This window comes from Arhodomonas sp. SL1, from assembly GCF_052060015.1.
Taxonomy (GTDB): Bacteria; Pseudomonadota; Gammaproteobacteria; order Nitrococcales; family Nitrococcaceae; genus Arhodomonas.
This window is the reverse complement of the sequence record NZ_JBPODZ010000019.1, coordinates 1-20,552: the sequence shown is the minus strand read 5'-3', so window position 1 is coordinate 20,552 and position 20,552 is coordinate 1. Positions and strand designations below refer to the sequence as shown.

The window sequence follows — 20,552 nt, the reverse complement described above, 5'->3', positions numbered from 1 at the left end:
CGTCCCTTAGAGTTGCTGACAGATGGTGCGCACGGTGCGCCGCAACCACTGACTGGCCGGATCGTTGTCGGTGTTGCTGTGCCAGTACTGGCTGACTGCGGCGTCGCCCAGGGCCAGCGGCGGCGGCAGTAGCCGCAAGCCCCCCATCCCGCTGAAGGCCTGGGCCGCCCGCCAGGGGATGGTGGCCACCAGATCGGTGGTGGTCACGATGGACGCCACCGAGAGGAAGCTCGGTACCACCGCGGCCACCGCACGCTCCAGTCCCTCGGCGGCGAGGCCGTCGTCGATGCGGCGGGAGAGGTAGCGGGTGTGGCTGACGTCCACGTGTCGGAGCTCGGCGAAGAGCTCGGTGGTGAGACGGTCGCGGATCTCCGGGTGGTCGGCCCGTGCCACGCAGACGAACTGCTCCACGAGTAGGGGTTCGCTGCGGAATTCGCGCTCCAGGTCGTCGCGGTTTCCGATGGTGAGGTCGATATCGCCGCCGCGCAGCTCCTGGGCCAGCGCCGGGTGCTCGCTAGCGACCACGTCGAGGTGGACACCGGGCGCGACCCGCGCCAGATGCTCGAGCAGCCGCGGCAGGATCACGGAATCCCCGTAGTCGCTCATGGCCAGCCGGAAGCGGTGCGCGGAATTGGCGTAGTCGAACAGCCACTGCTCGGAGAGCGTATGGCGGATCAGGGTCAAGGCCTCGCGGATGGGGCCGGCGAGTTGCCGTGCCCGTGGCGTCGGGGTCATGCCCCGGGCCTGGCGGACGAACAGGGGGTCGTGGAGGATCTCTCGGAGCCGGTTGAGCGCATTGCTCGTGGCCGGCTGACTCATCTCCAGGCGCTCGGCGGCGCGGGTAATGCTGCCCTCCCGAAGGATGGCGTCGAACACGGCGAGCAGGTTGAGATCCACACCGCGAAAATTCATTTCGTGAATAACACTTATAACTGGAATGCGTTGCGCGGATAGTGCGCCAAGCGTAGCGTTGATCACGGCCTTTGGCCACTGCGGGTCGTGACAGGCTCCCCGTCGTTTCCGGCCCGCAGTCGGGGTGAACGCCCCTTCTGTCTGTTGCGATGCATTCCCCGGCTAGCAACGCCCCGGCCTCCCCGGCCGGGGTTCTTTTTTGTCTCGCGTAGGAGCGCGCCCCGCGCGCGAAGTGCGAAGTTCGCCTGCAGGCAGGCTCCTACACTCTTGACCCCCGGCGTAGGAGCGCGCCTCGCGCGCGAATGTGTGTGCGTGGAGGTCCCCCGCCCGGTTGCTACTCCAGGCCCAGCTTCTTCAGGCGATAGCGCAAAGCGCGGAAGCTGATCCCGAGGAGCTGGGCGGCGGCGGTCTTGTTGTGCCCGCTCTTCTCCAGCGCGCGCTGGATGACACTGCGTTCCATATCCTCGATGTAGGACTCCAGCTCGAAGCCGTCGCCGGGTTCCGGGGCTTGAGGGGTAGCGGGGGAGGCCATCATGTGCTCGCTGGCGAGACCCAGCTCCGCGGTGCCGATCTCCGGGCCATCGCAGAGTGCCACCACCCGCTCAAGGATGTTCTCCAGTTCGCGGACGTTGCCCGGGAAGCGGTAGCACTGCAATGTCCGCAGCGCCTCATCGCCGAGCACATAGCCATGCTCCTGGAGCCCGGTGATGCGGCGGAGGATGTGGTCGACCAGCAGCGGCAGGTCTTCCGGGTGCTCACGCAGCGCCGGCGCGCGCAGCCGGATCACGTGGATCCGGTAGTAGAGGTCCTGCCGGAACTCGCCGCGCTCGACGAGCTCCTCGAGGTCACGGTGGGAGGCGGAGATGATGCGTACGTCCACCGGCACCTCGCGCTCCGCCCCCACCGGCCGCACCGCCTTCTCCTGGATGACCCGCAGGAGCTTGACCTGCATGTGGTGGGGCAGCTCGGCGACCTCGTCGAGGAACAGCGTCCCCCCCTGGGCGGACTGGAACAGCCCCTCGCGATCGCCGGTGGCACCGGTGAAGCTGCCTTTGCGGTGGCCGAAGAACTCGCTCTCCATGAGCTCGGCGGGGATGGCGCCGCAGTTCACCGGCACGAAGGGCTGGTCCCGGCGCGGGCCCTTGTCGTGGATCAGCCGCGCGATGAGCTCCTTGCCGGTTCCGGATTCCCCGCAGATGTAGACCGGTGCCTGGCTGCGGGCCACCTTCACGATGGAGGCCCGGATCTCGCGCATCGGCTCCGCCTCGCCGAGGAGGACGTCCCGGGAGCGGCGGTCGGCAGGCTCCTCGCTCAGGCGCAGGGCGTGCTCGGTGAGCCGGCGCAGCACGTTGATGTCCACCGGTTTGGTCACGAAGTCGAAGGCCCCGGCCTTGAGCGCCTGGATGGCGGTGTCGATGCTGCCGTAGGCGGTGATCATGGCCACCGGGATATGCGGGTAGCGGGCAGTGATGTGGCGTACCAGATCGAGGCCGTCCCCGTCGGGCAGACGCATGTCGGTGAGGCACAGGCCGAAGGTCTCCTCGGCGAGCAACCGGCGCGCCTCCGCCACCGTGGCCGCGGTGCGGGTCTCGATCTCCAGGCGCTCCAGGGTGAGCTCGGCGAGCTCGCGGATGTCGGCCTCGTCGTCGACCACCAGGGCCAGCGGGCGGCTCATTGCGTTCCTCCCTGTGATCTGTCGGGGGCGGCGAAGGTGATGCGAAAGCGTGCCCCGCGCTCGGAGTCGAGCAGCGCGATCCGCGCCTGGCTCGCCTCGCAGAGCTCGCGGGCCAGGTACAGCCCGAGGCCGGTGCCGCCGCGGCGGCTCGTGGCGAAGGGCTCGAAGAGGTGCGCCCGGATCTCCGGGTCGATACCGGGGCCCTGATCGCGGACCTCCAGATAGGGGGCGCCGTTGCGGTCATGGCCGGTCTGTACCCGGATGCGGGTCGGTTCGCTGCCGTGGACCACCGCATTGCGCAGGAGGTTGTCCACCACCTGGTGGAGGTGGGAGCGGTCGAACAGCGCCCGGGCCGGCTCGGTGGCGAGCTCGACGTCCGCGTCGGGGAACTCCGGCCGCCACTCGTCCACCAGGCGGGTTACCCACTCGGCGAGCTCGACCACCTCACGGTTGGCCGGTGAGCGGCGCGAGAGCTGGAGGACGTTCTCCACGGTTTCGTTGAGCCGGCGCCCTTGCTTGGTGATGATGCCCACCAGCCGTTGGTCTGCGGGCTTGAGGTTGTCTGCCTCGCCGAGCAGCTGGGCGGCCTGCATCATCGCACCCAGCGGGTTGCGGATCTCGTGGGCGATGCTCGCGGTCAACCGTCCCATGGAGGCGAGCTTTGCCTGCTGGACCTGAGCGCGCATGGCCGTGAGGTTCTCCAGGAAGATCAGCGTACCGCCGCGTTCGCGCTCGCCTACCGGTACGAAGCGCGGCAGGAACTCCTCACCGCCGGCGGTGATGGACGGGCCGGTCCCGCCGTCATCGCCGAGCTGGCGCCGGGCGCCGTCGAGGGCGGGCGCGCGCTCGGCGAGCGCCGGTGTCTCGGTTGCCTCCACCGCCCCGATGATCCGGTTCGCCAGGCGGTTCGCCAGCCGGATGCGGCCATCGCGGTCCAGGGCGATCACTCCGGTATCCAGGCGCTGGACGATGTGCGCGTTCAATGCCTCCAGGTTGGCGACGTCCAGGCCGCGCTCCTCGGCCAGGGCCTCGCTCTCCCGGGCGCGCCGGGCCAGCAGCGCCGCCGTGATGGACACGGCGAAGATGGCCAGGCCGAGCAGCGCCACCTGGGTATAGCCGCCGGCGTCGGCGCGGTCCTCCAGCACCGCGAGGGTCTGCACCGTGAACAACGCCACTGTCCCCAGGGCCGCGAAGAATGCCCCCAGCCGCAGTCCGGCGAGCAGGCTGCCACCGGCCACCGCGGTGACCAGCAGCACCCCCAGGGCGGTCTCCTGGCTGCCCAGGGTGTAGGTCAGCAGTCCGATGGCGGCGATGTCGCCGATCACCCCGCCGGTGACCTGCACCAGGAAGGGCGGCCGGCGCCGGCGGGCGGTGACCAGCAGAACCAGCGAGAAGAGCACATAGGTGAGGGCGATCACGGCGTAGCGCGCGGGCAGGAGTACGCTCAGCACTCCCGTCGGCCCGCCCACCACCAGGCCGGCGAGCAGCAGCAGCGCCACCACCAGCCGGTAGCCGGCAAAGATCAGCAGTGGCCGCCAGGTCAGCGACGCTCGGCCATTGGGGGTATCAGCGTGCATCGTTGTCGTTCGCGCCATCGTGCCCGTCGGCCAGTTTCCGGCCTCCCACGAGGCGTTGCAAGCGCGTTTACGACCGGTTCCTGACTGATCAGTCAAGATGACGCCGTGTTCGCTTTTGATCTGCCGACGGGATTGGTGGAGAATACTCGGGCTTTGTTACGGAGGTAGGGCGCTTCAGATGAATCTCCACGAATTTCAGGCAAAACACCTTTTCACGCAATACGGCATCGCCATCCCCGGGGGATATGTGGCCCGCAGCGCGGATGAGGCGCGCGCGGCGGCGGAGAAGCTCGGTGGCAGTGTCTGGGTGGTCAAGGCCCAGGTCCATGCCGGCGGGCGGGGCAAGGCCGGCGGCGTGAAGCTCGCCAAGAGCCTCGAGGAGGTGGCGGATTACACCGACGGCATGCTCGGCGAGCGGCTGGTCACCCACCAGACCGACGAGCACGGCCTGCCCATCAACGCCGTGATGATCGAGCAGGGGCTCAACATCGAGCGCGAGCTCTATCTCGGTGCCGTTGTGGACCGCGCCTCCAAGCGCGTCACCTTCATGGCCTCCGAGGCCGGCGGCATGGACATCGAGGAGGTGGCCGCCAGCGAGCCGGAGAAGATCCTGACCGCCAAGGTCAGCCCCGCGGCCGGTCTGCAGCCCTATCAGTGCCGCGAGCTCGGCTTCGGCATGGGCCTCGGCAAGGCGCAGATCAAGCAGCTCACGCAGATCATGAGCGGGCTGTACAAGGCGTTCACCGAGCGCGACCTCTCGCTCATCGAGATCAATCCGCTGATCGTCACCGCCGAGGGTGAGCTGCTGGCCCTGGACGCCAAGGTCAACGTCGACGACAACGCCGTGGAGATCGGCCGCCAGCCGGAGATCGCGGACATGCGCGACATCTCCCAGGAGGACGAGACCGAGGTGCAGGCCGCCGAGCACGGGCTGAACTACATCACCCTCGACGGCAATATCGGCTGCATGGTCAACGGTGCCGGCCTCGCCATGGCGACCATGGACGTGATCAAGCTCCACGGCGGCGAGCCGGCCAATTTCCTGGATGTCGGCGGCGGCACCAACAAGGAGCGGGTCACCGAGGCGTTTAAGATCATCTCCGCGAGCCCCGACGTGCAGGGCATCCTGGTGAACATCTTCGGCGGCATCGTGCGCTGCGACATGATCGCCGAGGGCATCATCGAGGCGGTCAAGGAGGTCGGCGTGAAGGTGCCGGTGGTGGCGCGCCTCGAGGGTACGAATGTCGACAAGGGCAAGGAGCTCCTTGCCAACAGCGGCCTGGACATCATTGCCGCGGATGACCTCACCGACGGCGCCAAGAAGGTCGTCGCCGCGGTGGGTGCGTAACGCGACATTCGGATTAGCAGCGAGGTTTCAGCGAGATGAGCATTCTTGTCGACAAGAACACGAAGGTGATCGTCCAGGGCTTCACGGGCAAGCAGGGCACCTTCCACGCCGAGCAGTGCATCGCCTACGGCACCAACGTCGTCGGTGGCACCACCCCGGGCCGCGGTGGCGAGACCCACCTGGACCGGCCGGTGTTCAACACCGTGCGCGAGGCCGTCGCCGAGACGGGGGCCGATGCCAGCATGATCTACGTGCCGGCGGCCTTCGCCGCGGACGCCATCCTCGAGGCGGCGGACGCGGGCATTAAGGTCATCGCCTGCATCACCGAAGGCATCCCGGTTCAGGACATGCTCCGGGTCAAGGCGGCGCTCGCGGACTACGGCGCCACCCTGATCGGACCCAACTGCCCGGGCATCATCACCCCGGACGAGTGCAAGATCGGCATCATGCCGGGCCAGATCCACCAGGCCGGCTCCATCGGCATCGTCAGCCGCTCCGGCACGCTGACCTACGAGGCGGTGAAACAGACCACCGACGTTGGCCTCGGCCAGAGCACCTGCGTGGGCATCGGTGGCGACCCGATCCAGGGCATGAGCTTCATTGATGTGCTCGAGCGCTTCGAGGCCGACCGCCAGACCAAGGGCATCGTAATGGTCGGCGAGATCGGCGGCACCGCCGAGGAAGAGGCCGCGGAGTTCATCCAGTCCAACGTGCGCAAGCCCGTGGTGGCCTACATCGCCGGCGTCACCGCGCCCCCCGGCAAGCGCATGGGCCATGCCGGCGCCATTATCAGCGGCGGCAAGGGCACCGCGGACGACAAGTTCGGCGCCCTGGACAAGGCGGGTGTCGCCACCGTCCGTTCCCCGGCGGAGATCGGCGCGAAGATCAACGAGTTCTTCACCGGCTGAACCGCCCCCGGACCACCCGACCCCGTGTAGGAGCGCGCCCCGCGTGCGAATCGTGATACGCCGGCGCGTTCCGTTCGCCGGCGAGGCCGGCTCCTACCGGGGGATGGTCCCCACCTAGGAGCGCGCCTTGCGCGCAAATCTCCGGTTGCCCGCGCGCTTGACAGCCGCCGGCGTGACGGCAAAAATACGCGCTCGCCGGAAACGTGGCTACGTAGCTCAGTTGGTTAGAGCACCACACTCATAATGTGGGAGTCGGTGGTTCGAATCCACCCGTAGCCACCATCTCCTCCCTTGATGGCCCTTGTGATACCTCGCTGGATGCCGTCCCAGACATGGTGCGACGCATCGCAGACGGTAATATTCCCTTCACGCGCAAAGCGGTTATGGGCTAACGTTGCAGCCGAAGGGGCGGGGCGTTGGCAGGGAAGAATACCGTATGCGGACACAACCTGCGGAAGACAGCCATGCGCCCGCCGTTTGAGCGCGTGAACGACGCTGTCGCGGCGTTGCCGCGTTCGCTCAAGCGCAGCCTCATGGTCGCGGTGGACATGGTGACGTTGCCCGTCGCCCTGTGGCTGGCCCTGGCCCTCAAGGCCGGCTCCCTTACCCCCTCGATCGGTGGGCTCTGGCCGCTGTTCCTGCTGCTGCCGCTGTTCACCATTCCAGTATTCGGCTACCTCGGTCTGTACCGGGCGGTGGTGCGCTATTTGAGCGCCCATGCCCTGGTGGCTGTGCTAAAAGGGGTGACCCTCTCGGCGCTGGTGGTGGCCGCGGTGCAACTGGCCGGCGGCGTGCGCCTGCTGCCGGTCTCCACGGTCATCCTCTACTGGTTACTGGCGCTGTTCCTAGTCGGTGGCACGCGGTTCCTGACCCGCGCCTGGCTGCAGGTGCTGTGCCGGCGTTCGGACGACGAGCAGCGGGTGATCCTCTACGGCGCCGGCTCGGCGGGCGTGCAGACCGCCTCGGCGCTGCGCAACAGCTACGGGTACGACCCGGTGGCCTTCGTCGACGATGACCCCGCCCTGCAGGGGGTGGTGATGCAGGGGATGCGGGTCCACCCGCCGGCGGAGCTGGAGTCGCTGGCCCGCACCCACGGGGCCGACGAGGTCCTGCTCGCCATCCCCTCGGCGAGCCGCAGCCGCCGGCGCGAGATTATCCGGCGGCTGGAGCGCACACCGCTGCACGTGCGCACCCTGCCGGATCTCTCGGACCTGGTCTCCGGCCGTGCCCGAGTCAACGAGTTCCGCGAGGTCGACGTCGAAGACCTACTCGGACGTGCCCCGGTCGCGCCGGACAACGCCCTGCTCAGCGCCGCCATTCGCGGCAAGACGGTGATGGTCACCGGTGCCGCTGGCTCCATCGGCAGCGAGCTCTGCCGCCAGATCCTGCGCCTCGCGCCGGCGCGGCTGCTGCTCTTCGAGCTCTCCGAGTTCGGGCTCTATCGGCTGGAGCGTGAGCTCCGCGCCACCGCCCGCCGCCATGACCTGGACGTGGAGGTGGTGGGTCTGCTCGGCTCAGTGACCCACCGCCGCCGCCTGCAGCGGGTGATGAGCGCCTTCGGCGTGAACACCGTCTACCATGCCGCCGCGTATAAGCATGTGCCCATGGTGGAGCACAACGTCATCGAGGGGGTGCGCAACAACGTCTTCGGCACCCTGCATTGCGCCCAGGCCGCCATGGACGCCGGGGTGGAGGCCTTCGTGCTCATCTCCACGGACAAGGCCGTGCGGCCCACCAACGTCATGGGCGCCACCAAGCGGCTCGCGGAGATGATCCTCCAGGCCCTGGCGGCGGAGCGGCCCCGCACGCGCTTCGAGATGGTGCGCTTCGGCAATGTCCTCGGTTCCTCGGGCTCGGTGGTGCCGGTGTTCCGCGAGCAGATCCGCCACGGCGGGCCGGTCACCGTCACCCATCCGGAGGTGACCCGCTACTTCATGACTATCCCCGAGGCCGCCGAGCTGGTGCTCCAGGCCGGCGCCATGGGCGAGGGTGGGGACGTGTTCGTGCTGGACATGGGGGAGCCCATCAAGATCCTTGACCTGGCGCGTCGGATGATCCATCTTTCCGGGTTGCGCGTGCGCGACGAGGAGAGCCCGCATGGCGATATCGCCATCGAGTTCACCGGTCTGCGCCCGGGGGAGAAGCTCTTCGAAGAGCTGCTCATCGGCGATAACGTCGAGCCCACCCGCCACTCCATGATCCTGCGGGCCCGTGAGGGCTATCTCCCGTGGCCGCAGATGACCCGCCAGCTCGAGGCGCTGGACCGCGCCTGCCGGGACTTCGACTGCGAGCGCCTGCGCGCGCTGCTCGGTGAGCTGGTGCGGGAGTTCGAGGGCGAGGCCCAGCTGGTGGACCTCGTCTGGGCCAGGGAAGGTGAGCATACACCCGAACCCGCCTCCGGGCGGTTGCACTGACCCCGGATGGGGAGCCCTTTGCCCATGATGATGCCTCCGATGCCGGCAGCACTGCCGGCCGTGTTCGATCCGTTCGGTTTCTACCGTGCCGCCGATGAGTACTGGCGCGACGCCCTCGAGCGCAGCGTCCTCTACATGGACGTCATGCGCCGGCGCGGGAACCAGTACTTGGAGCACATGGAGCAGACCAAGCCCAACGTGCTGGGCTTCGATGCCGAGGTCCTGGTCGATGGCCGTGACCTGCCGCGGCCGGTGAACTACGAGCTGCTGCGGATCGCGCCGCCCGAGGGGGTGGAGATCGACCCGCGTAAGCGCCCGTTCGTGGTGGTGGACCCGCGGGCGGGCCACGGCCCCGGCATCGGCGGGTTCAAGCCGGATAGCGAGGTGGGCGTGGCCCTGCGCGCCGGTCACCCCTGCTATTTCATCGGTTTTCTGCCCTATCCCGAGCCCGGGCAGACGGTGGAGGACGTGGTGGAGGCGGAGATCGCCTTCCTGCGCCACGTCAACGAGCGCCATGCCGAGACCTCCGAGCGGCCGATGGTGGTCGCCAATTGCCAGGCGGGCTGGCAGCTGATGATGGCGGCGGCGCTGGAGCCGCGTCTGTTCGGGCCGATCCTCATTGCCGGGGCACCGTTGTCCTACTGGGCCGGTGAGCGCGGTGGCGCGCCCATGCGCTACACCGGTGGCATGACCGGCGGTAGCTGGACCACCGCGCTATTGAGCGACCTCGGCAACGGGCTGTTCGATGGCGCCTGGCTGGTGCAGAACTTCGAGCGGCTGAACCCTGCCAATACCGTCTGGGCCAAGCAGTACAACCTCTACGCCAACATCGACACCGAGGCCGAGCGCTACCTGGAATTCGAGCGCTGGTGGGGCGGGCATGTCTTCCTCGGTGCCGACGAGATCCAGTACATCGTCGACAACCTCTTCGTCGGCAACCGCCTGTCCACCGCGCAGCTGGTCACCCGGGACGGCCGGCGTGTGGATCTGCGCAACATCCGCTCGCCGGTGGTGGTGTTCTGCTCCCGGGGCGACAACATCACCCCGCCGCCCCAGGCGCTTGGCTGGATCCGCGACCTCTACGAGGGCGTGGAGGACATCATCGCCAACGTCCAGACTCTGGTCTACTGCGTCCACGACTCCACGGGTCACCTGGGGATCTTCGTCTCCGGCAGCATCTCGCGCAAGGAGCACACGGAGTTCACGGCGAACATGGACTATATCGACGTCCTGCCGCCGGGGCTCTACGAGACCACCGTCACCCCGGCGGAGGAACGTACCGACGGCGAGCCCCTGGAACGGGACTACTTGCTGGAGTTCAGCCAGCGCACCGTCGAGGACCTGGACCGGGAGGTCCAGCACCGCGAGGAGGACGACACCCGCTTCGCCACCGTCGCGCGGATCTCCGAGATCAATCTCGGGCTCTATCGGCTGTTCCTCCAGCCCCTGGTGACGGCCACCGTCAACGAGGACATCGCCACCTGGATCCGCCGGCTGCACCCGAGTCGGGTGCGCTACAAGGCCTTCTCGGACCGCAACCCGCTGATGCTCGGGCTCCCGTCGCTCGCCGAGCGGGTGCGCGCCGACCGCCACCCCGTGGCGGAGGACAACCCCTTCCGCGTCGCCGAGGGCATGGTCTCCAACGAGATCGTCTACACGCTGAACACCTTCCGTGACCTGCGCGACCGAACCATAGAGGCGACCTTCCTCAGCCTCTACGGCCAGCCCCTGCTCCAGGCCCTGGTGGGCCTGCACGGGGATGCCCATGTCCACCGGCGGCGCCCGGGGGCCGAGCCCGAGCACCGGCGCTTCATCGAGCGCCGGCGCGAGGAGCTCCGCGAACAGATCGCCGAGGGCGGCCGCCACGAGGCATTGATGCGCTCGGTGATCTACATCCTCGGCGGATCGCCGGGCACCGACGAGCGCAACTTCAAGCGCCTGCGCGCCTCCCGCGCGGAGCTGGAGCCGGGCACGGACCTCGCCTCCTACAAGCGTTTGGTGCGCGAGCAGTTCTTCATCCTGCGCCTGGACCGGGAGGCGGCCCTGGAGGCCATCCCCGAGCTGCTCGCCGGCGAGAGCCCCGACGCCATCGACGAGCACCTCGAGCACCTGGACCACGTCCTCGCCGCCAGCGGCGAGCTCTCGGAGCACGCCGCCGACCGCTACGCCCAGATCCGTTCCCTGTTCGAACGGGCGAAGAAGGCCGCGTAACGCGGCCGGGGGGCGGAGGCCGGACTCCACGGATCGTTCGGCGGACTGCGCTTCGCTTCGTCCGCCCTACCCGCCCCCGCCGGGGTCGCGGCGGACTACGCGTTGCTGCGTCCGCCCTACGGCTCCGTGTCACCATGGTCCCCGTGCGGCCACGACAACCGGTGCGGTAGGGCGGATGGAGGCCGCAGGCCGGAATCCGCCGGCCTCCGCTACAATGGATTGAACAAGGCAGGGAGGTGCGCCATGGGACTGCCGGTCCGGGATCACGACTACCACACCTACGCCGACTATCTGCGCTGGGACGACGACGCCCGCTACGAGCTCATTGATGGCGTCGCCTACGCGATGGCCCCCGCACCCATGCGGGTGCACCAGGAGGTCGTAGGGGAGATATTTCGCCAGGCCGCCAATGCCCTGGAAGAGCCGCGGTGCCGTGTCTTTGTCGCCCCGCTGGATGTCCGCCTGCCCAAGGCCGGCGAGGGGGATGACGAGGTGGACACCGTCGTCCAGCCGGACGTCCTCGCTGTCTGCGACCCCGAGCGGCTCGACGAGCGCGGCGTGCGCGGCGCACCGGATTGGGTCGTGGAGGTCCTCTCGCCGGCCACCGCTGGCCATGATCAGATCCACAAGCGCCGCGTCTACGAGCGCGCCGGCGTCGCCGAGCTCTGGCTGGTCCATCCAATGGACCGGGTGCTCACCATCTATCGCCTGCGCGACGGTGAGTACGGCAAGCCGGAGATCACCGAGCTCGCCGGCGAGACCGTGGTGGGCGCAGTGCCCGGCGTGTCCATCGACTGGGAGGCCCTTACGGAGATCCTGCCGGTGCACGGTCCCTGAGCCGGCGGACTGCGCTTCGCTCCGTCCGGCCTACGCGCTACTGTTCGTTGCGGATCATGGCCGCCGTGAACCGTCGGAAATTGTCGAGTCGCTCGGTGACAATGCTTCGAATGATTTCCAGATCCAGCTCGCGGTAGTTATGGATCGCGATGTTCCGGAAACCGACCATGCGCTTGATGGCCGCGGCGAGGTCAGCGGAGAGGAAACCGCCCTCGCATAGCAACTCAAAGGCGTGGCGGCTGTTCTGAGGCACGCCGAGGCGATGCGTGCGCACCACATGCATGGCCAGATCTATGCTGGTCTCGCAGGCGCGCAGCAGGTTCAATAATAGCGCGTCCTGGCGGGTGTAGTTCTCCGCAAGCTCGCCCTCGTGGCCGTCGTATTCCTCTACAACGCGCTGCAGGCAGCGTTCGATGCTAGCCGCCTTCTCCAGCACTACATCATCTGCCATAGACGCTCCCGCGGGCGCGGATATCCTCCAGGATGCCGGCGCGCTCCTCGTTCAGCCGCGCATAATCCGCGTAGACGAAGTCCTCGAATGCCTCCACATCGGGATCGTCGCTGCGATAAATAGGGGTCCCGTAAGCGACGATCTGGCTGCGCAGCACTGCGGACGCCGCGCGCAGGTCCACCAGATCCACGTCGCGGCCGAGCGCCATGGCCAACTCCTCGGCGAGCTCGAAGCGGCGCAGCGGTGGAACCGATTCCCGGGCCAGAATGGCCAGGTCCGCATCGCTGTCCGCGCGGGCATTGCCCTGTGCGTAGGAGCCGAACAAGTAGATCGCCATGAGACCGGGAACGGCCTCCTGCAGGCGCGAGCGAATGAGCGCGAGCTCAGCGGTGGTCAGGGATCGCCCATCGGCGGACATTTTCCGTGCCTGTGCCGGTTGCCATGGTGCTGAGTATAACGCCGGTGTCGAATACTGCTGGCTCAACGACCCGGATACCCGCACCGGGAGGCCTTCCGGCGCAACGACGGCCAATGGCTGCTGCTCGGCTGGACGTTGTTCTGACACGCACTCGGCCGTACACTCGATGGGAAAGTGCCGTATGGAGAGCCCCTAACATGTCCACCGAAACGACGAAGCTCACCGTCCGGCTGCCCAAGCGCGATGTGGAGTTCGTAAAGGCCTACGCGTCTGCCCATGGGTTGACCGTTACCGAGGTCATTGACCGATATCTGCGCCGCATGCGCGCGCTGGATGACCACATCTCGGGTCCAGAGCTCGATGAGGTTACCGGACTGGTCCCGGCGGAAGTGGACGTCGAGGCGGAGTACCGGGAGCATCTGCGGACGAAGCACAGCCGGTGATTCTCCTCGATCTCAACGTAATCCTGGACATCCTCCAGCAGCGTGAACCCCACTGCCGCCCCTCCGCGACGGTGCTTGAACGGACGATTCGCGGGGCGCAGCGAGCCTGTCTGCCGGCTCATGCCCTAACGACCATCCACTATATCGTGGCGCGTTACCAAGACCGGGCGAAGGCTGATCATGCTGTGGACTGGATGCTGCGTTATCTGTCGGTGACCCCTATCAATCAGGAGGTGGCGATCCGGGCTCAAGCCCTCGGTTGGCCGGACTTCGAGGATGCCATGGTGGCTGCCGCCGCCGAAGCCAACGGGTGTACGGTGATCGTCACGCGTAACGTCAGGGACTTTGAACGTTCGCCGGTCCAGGCGCTGAGTCCCCGAGAGTACTTGATCGCACTCGACGACAACTTGCTAGGCGGTTGAGCGGCGGCTGAATGAGGCCTCCGTCCATCCGCGCTACCGGCTTTGTAGCGTCTATCACCATCCCCACTGGCCGACGCTGCCCTCCCGGCAAGTGCTCGGCACCCAAGGCTTGCGCTCGGCCTGGTCATTGACCGTGCAGCGGAAGCGGATCGCCCCGCCCTCGGCCTTGACCTGCAGGTGCAACCCGATGTCGACGTTGTCCCAAAGCGGTTTCTGCTTGGAGCGGAGCACCAGGACCTGGCGACCGTCGCCCTTGTCCTGGTACTCCACGCTGTCCCAGATGTCGCTGTCATAGCCGAACACGTTCTGGAAGCTCGCGGAATCCCCGCTTGCCCCGGCCTGCGGGGACCCCGTTGCGGACGGCCAGCCAATTTCCTCGAACGTCGAAGGCAATTCTCCCTTCGTGGCATGAAAGGTGGCGATAGCGGCCTTGCGATCGGAGAGCAGGCCGAGCCCCTCCGACACCTTGGCCCGGACCACATAGGTGTTGTAGGCGGGGATAGCGATCGCACTGAGGATTCCGACGATGGACACCATGATCATCAGCTCGATGAGCGTGAAGCCGTGTTGTCTCCTTCCATTGAACATGTTGCCGTTCCGATGTGCCGCAGTCACGATTCCCCGGTGTTGCGGGAGAACGGATGCAATTTTCCTACCAGCGGGGTAGTGGGGCGCCAGCGGCGTCAGCCGTGCGTCACACTGCCACGGGCCGGCACTCGCCGGCCCTGGTGGTGACGTATCCGGTCAGGAGGGTCGCGGCGGACTACGCTTTGCTCCGTCCGCCCTACCGCTCGTTGTCGGGTGTAGGGCGGACGAAGCGCAGCGCAGTCCGCCACCCGGCCCCCGGCCGCTTTGCCGCCCGTAAGGCGGACGGAGCAACGCGCAGTCCGCCACCAGGCCCCGCGTGCTTTGTCGGCTGACGTCCGAGTTGCCATACCTTCTACACCAAGTCCGCGACCGCTGACCCGCCCGGAGGGACGCCCCGCCATGAACGACCCGCAAGACGGCCCGGCCCGGTACGAGGATCTCTACGCCCTGCCGGACAACGTCGTCGGCGAGATCATCCCGGGGCGCTGCACACCCATCCGCGGCCCGCTCCCGCACATGCGGTGGCCTCGTCGAGTCTCGGTGTTGAGCTGGGCGGCCCGTTCCACCGCGGCCGGGGCGGCCCCGGCGGCTGGTGGATCCTCGACGAGCCGGAGCTGCATCTGGGTGAGGACGTGCTGGTGCCGAACTTGGCCGGCTGGCGTCGCGAACGTATTCCCGCCCTGCCGGAGACCCCCTGGTTCGAGCTGGTGCCGGACTGGCTGTGCGAGGTGCTCTCGCCGGCCACCGCCCGCGACGACCGCATGCTCAAAATGCCGCGCTACGCCGGCTACGGCGTCGCCTACTGCTGGCTGATCGACCCCACCGCGTGGACGTTGGAGGCCTTTCGGCTCCAGGGCGGGGACTGGCTGCTGCAGGCGAGCTTCGTGGGCGAGGCGGAGGTCGCCGTCGACCCCTTCGACGCGGTGCCCTTCGAACTCGCCGCGCTGTGGGCGTAGCCGGTTCGGCTTTCCCTGCTACCCGGCCAGATACCGCGGCAGCCACAGGCTGATGGCGGGGAAGGCGATCACCGCCGCCAGCGCCAATAGCTGGAGGATGACGAACGGCACCACCCCGCGGTAAATGGTGGCGATGGAGATCTCCGGCGGGGCGATGCCGCGGAGGTAGAACAGCGCGTAGCCGAAGGGCGGGGTGAGGAAGGAGGTCTGCAGGTTCACCGACAATGCGATGGCGAACCACACCAGCAGCTCCGGCTCCGCCAGGCCCAGGTCCAGCCCCGCCACCACCGGCGCCAATAGCGGGATCACCACCAGGGTGATCTCCACCCACTCCAGGAAGAAACCGAGCACGAAGATCACCACCATGATAGTGAGGATCACCCAGTACGGATTCCCGTCCTGGAAGGCCAGCGCCCCCGCGATGAGGTCATCGCCGCCGAGCTTCTTGAACACCAGGCTGAACAGGCTCGCGCCGATCATCACGAACACGATCATCGCCGTGGTGCGGGTGGTCTCCCGCAGCGCCTCGCCCATTACCCCTCGGTGCAGCCCGCCCGCCATCAGCGCCAGCAGGGTCGCCCCCGCCGCCCCGATGGCGGCGGCCTCCGTGGGTGTGGCGATGCCCGCGACGATGGAGCCGAGCACGCAGATGATGAGCGCCACCGGCGCCAGCAGATCCAGCGCCAGGGAGGCCAGCCGGCGGCCGAGGGGCCGCTCATCGGTGCCGCGGGGCAGCGCCGGCATCCACTGCGGGCGCACGAGTGCCACCACCGCCAGATAGCCGAGGTACAGCGCGCCGAGCAGCAGCCCCGGCCCCACCGCGCCCATGAACAGGTCCCCCACGGAGACCTGCAGCTGGTCCCCCAGGACGATGAGCATGATGCTCGGCGGGATGAGGATGCCCAGCGTCCCGCTCGCCGCGATCACCCCGGTGGACAGGCGCGGATCGTAGCCGTGACGGAGCATGGTGGGCAGGGCCATCATCCCCATGAGCACCACCGAGGCACCGATGATGCCCGTGGAGGCGGCCATCACCACGCCGATCACCACCACGGCGAAGCCGTAGCCCCCGGAGAGCCCGCGGAACAACGCCGCCAGCGAGCCGAGCAGCCGTTCCGCCACGCCGGAGCGCTCCAGCATCAGCCCCATGTAGACGAACAGCGGGATGGCGATGAGCAGCCAGTTGGTGAGGATGCCCGAGTACACCCGGGAGACGCCGATGGAGAGGAACAGTGCCGGGATATCGGCCAAAAAGGCGAACACGATCCCCGTACCCGCCAGCACCAGGGCCACCGGATAGCCGGAGAAGATGCCGACCACCAGTGCCGCCAGCATGGCCAGCGGCCAGAACCCCTCACCCATGCCGGCCCGCCAGCGCCCGGAGATTGCTGATCACCCGCGCCATCCCCGCCACGCCCAGCAGGCCGAAGGCCAGCGGGACGCAGGCTTTGATCAGCCAGCGATCCAGAAGCCCGCCATAGCTGGAGCCCTCGCCGGTGACCCAGGCCCGCTCGGCGAAGTCGATGCCGTACCAGACCATAACCGTGCAGAACGGCAGCAGGAAGATCACGTCACCGAAGAGCTGCACCAGCCGTCGTCCCGCATCAGGGAAGCGCGCCGAGAGGAAGTCCACGCAGACGTGGCGATCCTCGCGGAAGGCGTAGACCGTGCCGAACAGTGCCACCAGCGCGAAGATATACCACTGCAGATCCAGCAGGGAGTTCACCGTCAGCGCCGGCCCGAGCACGGGCAGATCCACGCCCCAGCGCAGGAACTCGTTCCAGCCCAGGCTGGCCGCCGCCACCGTCACCAGCACGATGACCATCAGCGGTAGCAGCAGCCAGCCCACCACCCGCCCGGGCCAGGCGCACAGGGTACCGATGCGCTCGAGCACGGCGCGGCGCTTCAGCGCGGCAGGGACTGCAAATCGTTGGCCGAGCCCACGCGCTCCGCATACTCGCGGAGGGACTCATAGGCCTCGGCGAAGAGATCGTCGCGCTCCGCCTCCTCGGCCATCACCGCCTCGGCCTCGGCGCGGATGGCGGTCAGTACCTCGTCCGGGAAGCGGCGGATCTCCACTCCGGCCTCGCGGACCTGCTCGATGGCGTCCGCCTGGGCGTCCAGCTGTTCGGCGAGGCGCTCGGTGATGTTGGCCTTGCAGGCCTCCACCAAGATGCCCTGCTCACGCTCGCTGAAGCCGTTCCACACGTCCATGTTGATGATGATCGAATCCCAGCTCGAGGGCTGGTGCCAGCCCGGGAAGTAGTAGTAGTCCGCCACCTCCTGGAAGCCGAAGCCCACGTCCAGGGCCGGCGCCGAGAACTCCAGCGCGTCGATGCGCCCGCGTTCGAGGGAGACGTAGAGCTCCCCGGCGGGGATCATTTGAGTATTGGCCCCGAGCCGCGCCAGCGCCTTGCCGCCGAGCCCGGAGATACGCATGTTCAGCCCCTCCAGGTCCTCGACGGAGTTGATCTCCTTGTTGAACCAGCCGCCGGCCTCCGAGGCCACCAGGTGGCAGGGGATGATCTTGACGTCGTAGGGGTCATAGGCGCGTTGGATGATCTCCAGGCCGCCGCCCTCGAACATCCAGGCCAGCGCCACTTCCGGCGCCGGGCCGAAGGGCATGGACCCCACCAGGTTCGCGACGGGGATCTGGTCCGCCCAGTAGCCGATCCAGTCGAAGCCCATGGGCAACGCCCCGGAGCTCACCGCCCCGAACACCTCCAGCGACGGCACGAACTCGCCGGCGCCGTGGACCTCGATCTCGATGGCGCCGTCGGTCATCATCGCGACCTTCTCGGCCCAGTGCACCGGGCTCTGGCCAATGGAGGGTACCTGTAGCGGGAAGGTGCTCTGCAGGTCGTAGCTCTCGGCATGCGCGGGGGCGCCAGCGGCCAGGGTGAGGGCGCAGGCGGTGGTTAGTGCGGTCTTGTTCATCGTTGTCTCTCCTCCAGTCCGGGCCGTTCATTTAACCCTAAACTGTTGTGCCCTCGCCACCCGTACCCTGATACGATACCGCTCTCCCATGCCTTGGCATGTTAGGGTCCAACCCGCGAGATCTGATGACATCCTTATGCGGCCAGCGCCCCAAGAACTAGACGAAACAGATCCTCGGACGAAAAACTATCGGAACGCCTCGCTGGTCGTGATCGTCGGCACGCGCGCGCAATTGATAAAGATGGCGCCAGTGTTTAGGGAGCTGGAGAGGCGTGATTCCGCATACCGCCTGGTATTCACTGGTCAGCATACCGTGACGATGGAGGCACTGCTTGCCGATTTCGGCGTCGTCACGCGGCCGGAATATATGTACTCCGGGCCCGAAGTGAGCGGGATCGCGCGGATGCTTTTCTGGATGCCAAAGATCCTTTTCCGTATGCTGCGGCGTCGCCGAACGCTGTTCCGCAACGAGCTGAACCGGCCACCGACCGTGGTCGTGCACGGGGATACGTTCTCCACGCTTCTTGGGGCATTGGCTGGCAAACTTACAGGATGCCGGGTGGCGCATATTGAATCGGGCCTGCGCTCGTTCAACGTCTGGAACCCCTTCCCGGAAGAACTGACTCGGAAGCTGGTCTTTCGCCTAACCGACCTTGCCTTTTGCCCGGGCGAGTGGGCCTCCGGCAACATGGCCCGCTACAACGTGGAAACGGTAGACACAGGCCAAAATACCTTGCTGGATACCCTGCGGCTCGCGCTAGCCGATGACGAGCCTGCGGATAAAACGGAGTTCAAGCGCTACTGCGTCGCCTCCGTTCACCGCTTCGAGAACATCTTCGTGCGCCAGCGCATCGAGTGGGTCGCAGAGGCCTTGGAACGCGTTGCGGAAGAGCTTGACGTGGTGTTCGTGCTGCATCCAGCTACTGAAAAGCGTTTGCGTGTGACAGGGCTGTTCCTGCGCTTGTGTAGCAACCCGCGGATCCACTTTCGCGAGCGTATGCCCTATACGGCGTTCATCCGATTGTTGCAAGCCTCGGTGTTCGTGCTCACGGACGGTGGTAGCAATCAGGAGGAACTATATTACATGCAGAAACCGACCCTGATCCTGCGCAACGCCACTGAGCGCCGCGAAGGTATTGGCGAGCGAGCCGTCCTCTGCGGATTTGAACAGGACGTGGTGGATGGCTTTCTGGAAAAGGTTTGGCGCGAAGGCAGGGGGGAGGACATTCTGGCGTCGGATATCCATCCTAGCCCGCGAATCGTGGATCGCCTCTTGCGTGACGGCAGAGGTGCCGAACAGGCGTGACGGTTCAGTCCCGGATACAGGATATACTGCACGCCGTTGCCCGCCAACGTGGCGTGTTCGAACATCCGCGCGTTCGTACTGTTGCCGTTTTGGTGGCCGTGACCGCATTCGTAGCTGGTCTTGCTGTGGCACTCTCGAACTATCCCGACCTGTTGGGGCGCGCGTCGCCCCGTGTATGGCTGTTGGTGGTCGCCTGTGTGCCGCTGACCATTCTCGCCAACGCCAGTCAGTTTTGGCTCACTGCGCGTCTCGTCGGATCGGCGGTTGCGCTGCCGCGGGCAATGCTGATCTCGATCTTGAGCACCGCCGCAAACATGCTGCCGTTACCGGGCGGCAGTCTCGTGCGTATAGCCGCGCTAAAGGCCGTGACCAATACGTATCGTCAGACCACGTTCGTTACTGTGCTGACCGCGGGCTCCTGGCTTGGCGTGACGACGGTTCTCGCCGGTTCGGCCTTGATCTTGAGTGCTTTCTATCGCGTTGGCCCACTGGCTCTACTAGTTGGCGTCATCATCTTGTTGGTTTTCGGCTACATGCTCGCCCGTGGTTTCCGTGCGGAGCCGAGATGGTTAGCCAGTCTGCTTGCGGTCCAGGTTCTCACGGTAGGTGTGGGCGCGCTACGTATCTGGCTATGCTTCTTGGCTCTCGGGGAGTCCGTCAGCTATCTGCAGGCTACGGTGCTAACCCTGTCGAGCGTGACCGCCGCGATCGTCGGGGTGGCGCCTGCTGGTCTAGGGGTTACTGAATTCCTGGCTGCGGGTATCGCTAAAGGACTTGGTGTTGTGGCCGCGTTGGGTTTTCTAGCCGCTGCCCTAAATCGAGTCTCCGGCCTCTTGGTTGTCGCTCCAATTGCTCTGTTAGTGGAACGGCTGGATTCAAATTAGAATTCATGTAAAAGAAGTGTTCACAAAAAAAGCCCACGAAATATCCTGATGTCATATTCGGCTCTTTTCTAGAGAGTCGGCCCTGAATAACCCGTTATGCGGCAGCCCGCATTCCGGGTTCGAGATTCTGATTCCGGCCGACGGTGTTGATGGCGCCCAGTAGCCGTCCCAGGATTCGGCGCAAAAGGTCGGCCATGGCCCGGAGCAGCAGTCGGATGTTGTGCCCGGCGGCAACCAGCACGGCGTTCAGCGCATCGCCCAAGGC

At 66.8% G+C, this 20,552-nt stretch carries 18 protein-coding genes, 1 tRNA gene and 1 pseudogene; 11 read left to right on the top strand and 9 right to left on the bottom strand.

What is annotated here, in order from left to right; genetic code table 11:
- Positions 1 to 6: 6 nt before the first annotated feature.
- The 3 genes from ACQ754_RS15840 to ACQ754_RS15830 form a co-directional block, all read right to left on the bottom strand.
- Complete coding sequence (locus ACQ754_RS15840) at positions 7 to 912, bottom strand: LysR family transcriptional regulator (RefSeq protein WP_440998019.1); 906 nt, start codon at positions 910 to 912, stop codon at positions 7 to 9.
- A 334-nt stretch (positions 913 to 1,246) separates the two neighbouring features.
- The gene (locus tag ACQ754_RS15835; protein WP_440998018.1) at positions 1,247 to 2,587 is read right to left on the bottom strand and encodes a sigma-54-dependent transcriptional regulator; all 1,341 of its coding nucleotides are present in this window, start codon (positions 2,585 to 2,587) and stop codon (positions 1,247 to 1,249) included.
- Positions 2,584 to 4,164 carry an ATP-binding protein gene (locus ACQ754_RS15830; RefSeq protein ID WP_440998017.1) on the bottom strand — a complete coding sequence of 527 codons (1,581 nt, stop codon included), beginning with the start codon at positions 4,162 to 4,164 and terminating at the stop codon, positions 2,584 to 2,586. The genes ACQ754_RS15835 and ACQ754_RS15830 overlap by 4 nt, the downstream gene beginning before the upstream one ends.
- Before the next feature lie 178 nt (positions 4,165 to 4,342).
- Here ACQ754_RS15830 and sucC point away from each other — a divergent pair, with 178 nt between their 5' ends.
- The 6 genes from sucC (at position 4,343) to ACQ754_RS15800 (ending at position 11,882) form a co-directional block, all read left to right on the top strand.
- On the top strand, positions 4,343 to 5,512 hold the full coding sequence (sucC, locus tag ACQ754_RS15825; RefSeq protein WP_440998016.1) for an ADP-forming succinate--CoA ligase subunit beta: 1,170 nt from the start codon (positions 4,343 to 4,345) through the stop codon (positions 5,510 to 5,512).
- Positions 5,513 to 5,547: 35 nt separating this feature from the next.
- Positions 5,548 to 6,420, top strand: a complete 873-nt coding sequence (gene sucD, locus ACQ754_RS15820; protein ID WP_440998015.1) for a succinate--CoA ligase subunit alpha — start codon at positions 5,548 to 5,550, stop codon at positions 6,418 to 6,420.
- A gap of 205 nt (positions 6,421 to 6,625) precedes the next feature.
- A tRNA-Met gene (locus tag ACQ754_RS15815) sits at positions 6,626 to 6,702 on the top strand.
- A 182-nt stretch (positions 6,703 to 6,884) separates the two neighbouring features.
- Positions 6,885 to 8,834 (top strand): polysaccharide biosynthesis protein, encoded by a 1,950-nt coding sequence (locus tag ACQ754_RS15810; RefSeq protein ID WP_440998014.1) that lies wholly within the window; start codon positions 6,885 to 6,887, stop codon positions 8,832 to 8,834.
- A gap of 39 nt (positions 8,835 to 8,873) precedes the next feature.
- Positions 8,874 to 11,045 (top strand): DUF3141 domain-containing protein, encoded by a 2,172-nt coding sequence (locus tag ACQ754_RS15805; protein ID WP_440998013.1) that lies wholly within the window; start codon positions 8,874 to 8,876, stop codon positions 11,043 to 11,045.
- A gap of 243 nt (positions 11,046 to 11,288) precedes the next feature.
- On the top strand, positions 11,289 to 11,882 hold the full coding sequence (locus ACQ754_RS15800) for a Uma2 family endonuclease (protein ID WP_440998012.1): 594 nt from the start codon (positions 11,289 to 11,291) through the stop codon (positions 11,880 to 11,882).
- Positions 11,883 to 11,919: 37 nt separating this feature from the next.
- On the opposite strand, the gene hepT is transcribed toward ACQ754_RS15800, so the two are convergent.
- Together hepT and mntA are read right to left on the bottom strand one after the other, a co-directional pair.
- Positions 11,920 to 12,333: a type VII toxin-antitoxin system HepT family RNase toxin gene (hepT, locus tag ACQ754_RS15795; protein ID WP_440998011.1), complete on the bottom strand. Its 414-nt coding sequence runs from the start codon at positions 12,331 to 12,333 to the stop codon at positions 11,920 to 11,922.
- Complete coding sequence (mntA, locus tag ACQ754_RS15790; protein WP_440998010.1) at positions 12,323 to 12,751, bottom strand: type VII toxin-antitoxin system MntA family adenylyltransferase antitoxin; 429 nt, start codon at positions 12,749 to 12,751, stop codon at positions 12,323 to 12,325. The genes hepT and mntA overlap by 11 nt, the downstream gene beginning before the upstream one ends.
- A gap of 197 nt (positions 12,752 to 12,948) precedes the next feature.
- Between mntA and ACQ754_RS15785 the strand changes: the two genes are divergently transcribed.
- The gene (locus ACQ754_RS15785; RefSeq protein WP_440998009.1) at positions 12,949 to 13,194 is read left to right on the top strand and encodes a DUF6364 family protein; all 246 of its coding nucleotides are present in this window, start codon (positions 12,949 to 12,951) and stop codon (positions 13,192 to 13,194) included.
- The gene (locus ACQ754_RS15780; protein WP_440998008.1) at positions 13,191 to 13,616 is read left to right on the top strand and encodes a type II toxin-antitoxin system VapC family toxin; all 426 of its coding nucleotides are present in this window, start codon (positions 13,191 to 13,193) and stop codon (positions 13,614 to 13,616) included. Before ACQ754_RS15785 ends, ACQ754_RS15780 begins: the two co-directional genes overlap by 4 nt.
- 54 nt (positions 13,617 to 13,670) lie before the next feature.
- Here ACQ754_RS15780 and ACQ754_RS15775 read toward each other — a convergent pair whose 3' ends face one another.
- Positions 13,671 to 14,204: a pilin gene (locus tag ACQ754_RS15775; protein ID WP_440998007.1), complete on the bottom strand. Its 534-nt coding sequence runs from the start codon at positions 14,202 to 14,204 to the stop codon at positions 13,671 to 13,673.
- A gap of 399 nt (positions 14,205 to 14,603) precedes the next feature.
- Between ACQ754_RS15775 and ACQ754_RS15770 the strand changes: the two are divergent.
- Positions 14,604 to 15,160 (top strand): annotated as a pseudogene (locus ACQ754_RS15770) (Uma2 family endonuclease).
- 18 nt (positions 15,161 to 15,178) lie between these two features.
- On the opposite strand, the gene ACQ754_RS15765 reads toward ACQ754_RS15770, so the two are convergent.
- The 3 genes from ACQ754_RS15765 to ACQ754_RS15755 are packed head-to-tail and all read right to left on the bottom strand — an operon-like array spanning position 15,179 to position 18,097.
- Positions 15,179 to 16,522 (bottom strand): TRAP transporter large permease, encoded by a 1,344-nt coding sequence (locus ACQ754_RS15765; RefSeq protein ID WP_440998006.1) that lies wholly within the window; start codon positions 16,520 to 16,522, stop codon positions 15,179 to 15,181.
- Positions 16,515 to 17,054, bottom strand: coding sequence for a TRAP transporter small permease subunit (locus ACQ754_RS15760; protein ID WP_440998005.1), 540 nt, complete (start codon positions 17,052 to 17,054; stop codon positions 16,515 to 16,517). The genes ACQ754_RS15765 and ACQ754_RS15760 overlap by 8 nt, the downstream gene beginning before the upstream one ends.
- Positions 17,055 to 17,065: 11 nt before the next feature.
- Positions 17,066 to 18,097, bottom strand: a complete 1,032-nt coding sequence (locus ACQ754_RS15755; protein ID WP_440998004.1) for a TRAP transporter substrate-binding protein — start codon at positions 18,095 to 18,097, stop codon at positions 17,066 to 17,068.
- Between the two features lie 208 nt (positions 18,098 to 18,305).
- On the opposite strand from ACQ754_RS15755, the gene ACQ754_RS15750 reads away from it, so the two are divergent.
- Entirely contained in the window at positions 18,306 to 19,403 is a 1,098-nt protein-coding gene (locus tag ACQ754_RS15750) for a UDP-N-acetylglucosamine 2-epimerase (RefSeq protein ID WP_440998003.1), read from the top strand.
- A complete protein-coding gene (locus ACQ754_RS15745) occupies positions 19,400 to 20,287 on the top strand; it encodes a hypothetical protein (protein ID WP_440998002.1) in 888 nt (295 codons plus the stop codon). The genes ACQ754_RS15750 and ACQ754_RS15745 overlap by 4 nt, the downstream gene beginning before the upstream one ends.
- Positions 20,288 to 20,552: the final 265 nt, after the last annotated feature.

Excerpts from the sequence above, each read along its gene's own strand:
- ACQ754_RS15840 (WP_440998019.1), bottom strand. The coding sequence starts at position 912 with ATGAATTTTCGCGGTGTGGATCTCAACCTGCTCGCCGTGTTCGACGCC.
- ACQ754_RS15835 (WP_440998018.1), bottom strand. The coding sequence starts at position 2,587 with ATGAGCCGCCCGCTGGCCCTGGTGGTCGACGACGAGGCCGACATCCGC.
- ACQ754_RS15830 (WP_440998017.1), bottom strand. The coding sequence starts at position 4,164 with ATGCACGCTGATACCCCCAATGGCCGAGCGTCGCTGACCTGGCGGCCA.
- sucC (WP_440998016.1), top strand. The coding sequence starts at position 4,343 with ATGAATCTCCACGAATTTCAGGCAAAACACCTTTTCACGCAATACGGC.
- sucD (WP_440998015.1), top strand. The coding sequence starts at position 5,548 with ATGAGCATTCTTGTCGACAAGAACACGAAGGTGATCGTCCAGGGCTTC.
- ACQ754_RS15810 (WP_440998014.1), top strand. The coding sequence starts at position 6,885 with ATGCGCCCGCCGTTTGAGCGCGTGAACGACGCTGTCGCGGCGTTGCCG.
- ACQ754_RS15805 (WP_440998013.1), top strand. The coding sequence starts at position 8,874 with ATGCCGGCAGCACTGCCGGCCGTGTTCGATCCGTTCGGTTTCTACCGT.
- ACQ754_RS15800 (WP_440998012.1), top strand. The coding sequence starts at position 11,289 with ATGGGACTGCCGGTCCGGGATCACGACTACCACACCTACGCCGACTAT.
- hepT (WP_440998011.1), bottom strand. The coding sequence starts at position 12,333 with ATGGCAGATGATGTAGTGCTGGAGAAGGCGGCTAGCATCGAACGCTGC.
- mntA (WP_440998010.1), bottom strand. The coding sequence starts at position 12,751 with ATGTCCGCCGATGGGCGATCCCTGACCACCGCTGAGCTCGCGCTCATT.
- ACQ754_RS15785 (WP_440998009.1), top strand. The coding sequence starts at position 12,949 with ATGTCCACCGAAACGACGAAGCTCACCGTCCGGCTGCCCAAGCGCGAT.
- ACQ754_RS15775 (WP_440998007.1), bottom strand. The coding sequence starts at position 14,204 with ATGTTCAATGGAAGGAGACAACACGGCTTCACGCTCATCGAGCTGATG.
- ACQ754_RS15765 (WP_440998006.1), bottom strand. The coding sequence starts at position 16,522 with ATGGGTGAGGGGTTCTGGCCGCTGGCCATGCTGGCGGCACTGGTGGTC.
- ACQ754_RS15755 (WP_440998004.1), bottom strand. The coding sequence starts at position 18,097 with ATGAACAAGACCGCACTAACCACCGCCTGCGCCCTCACCCTGGCCGCT.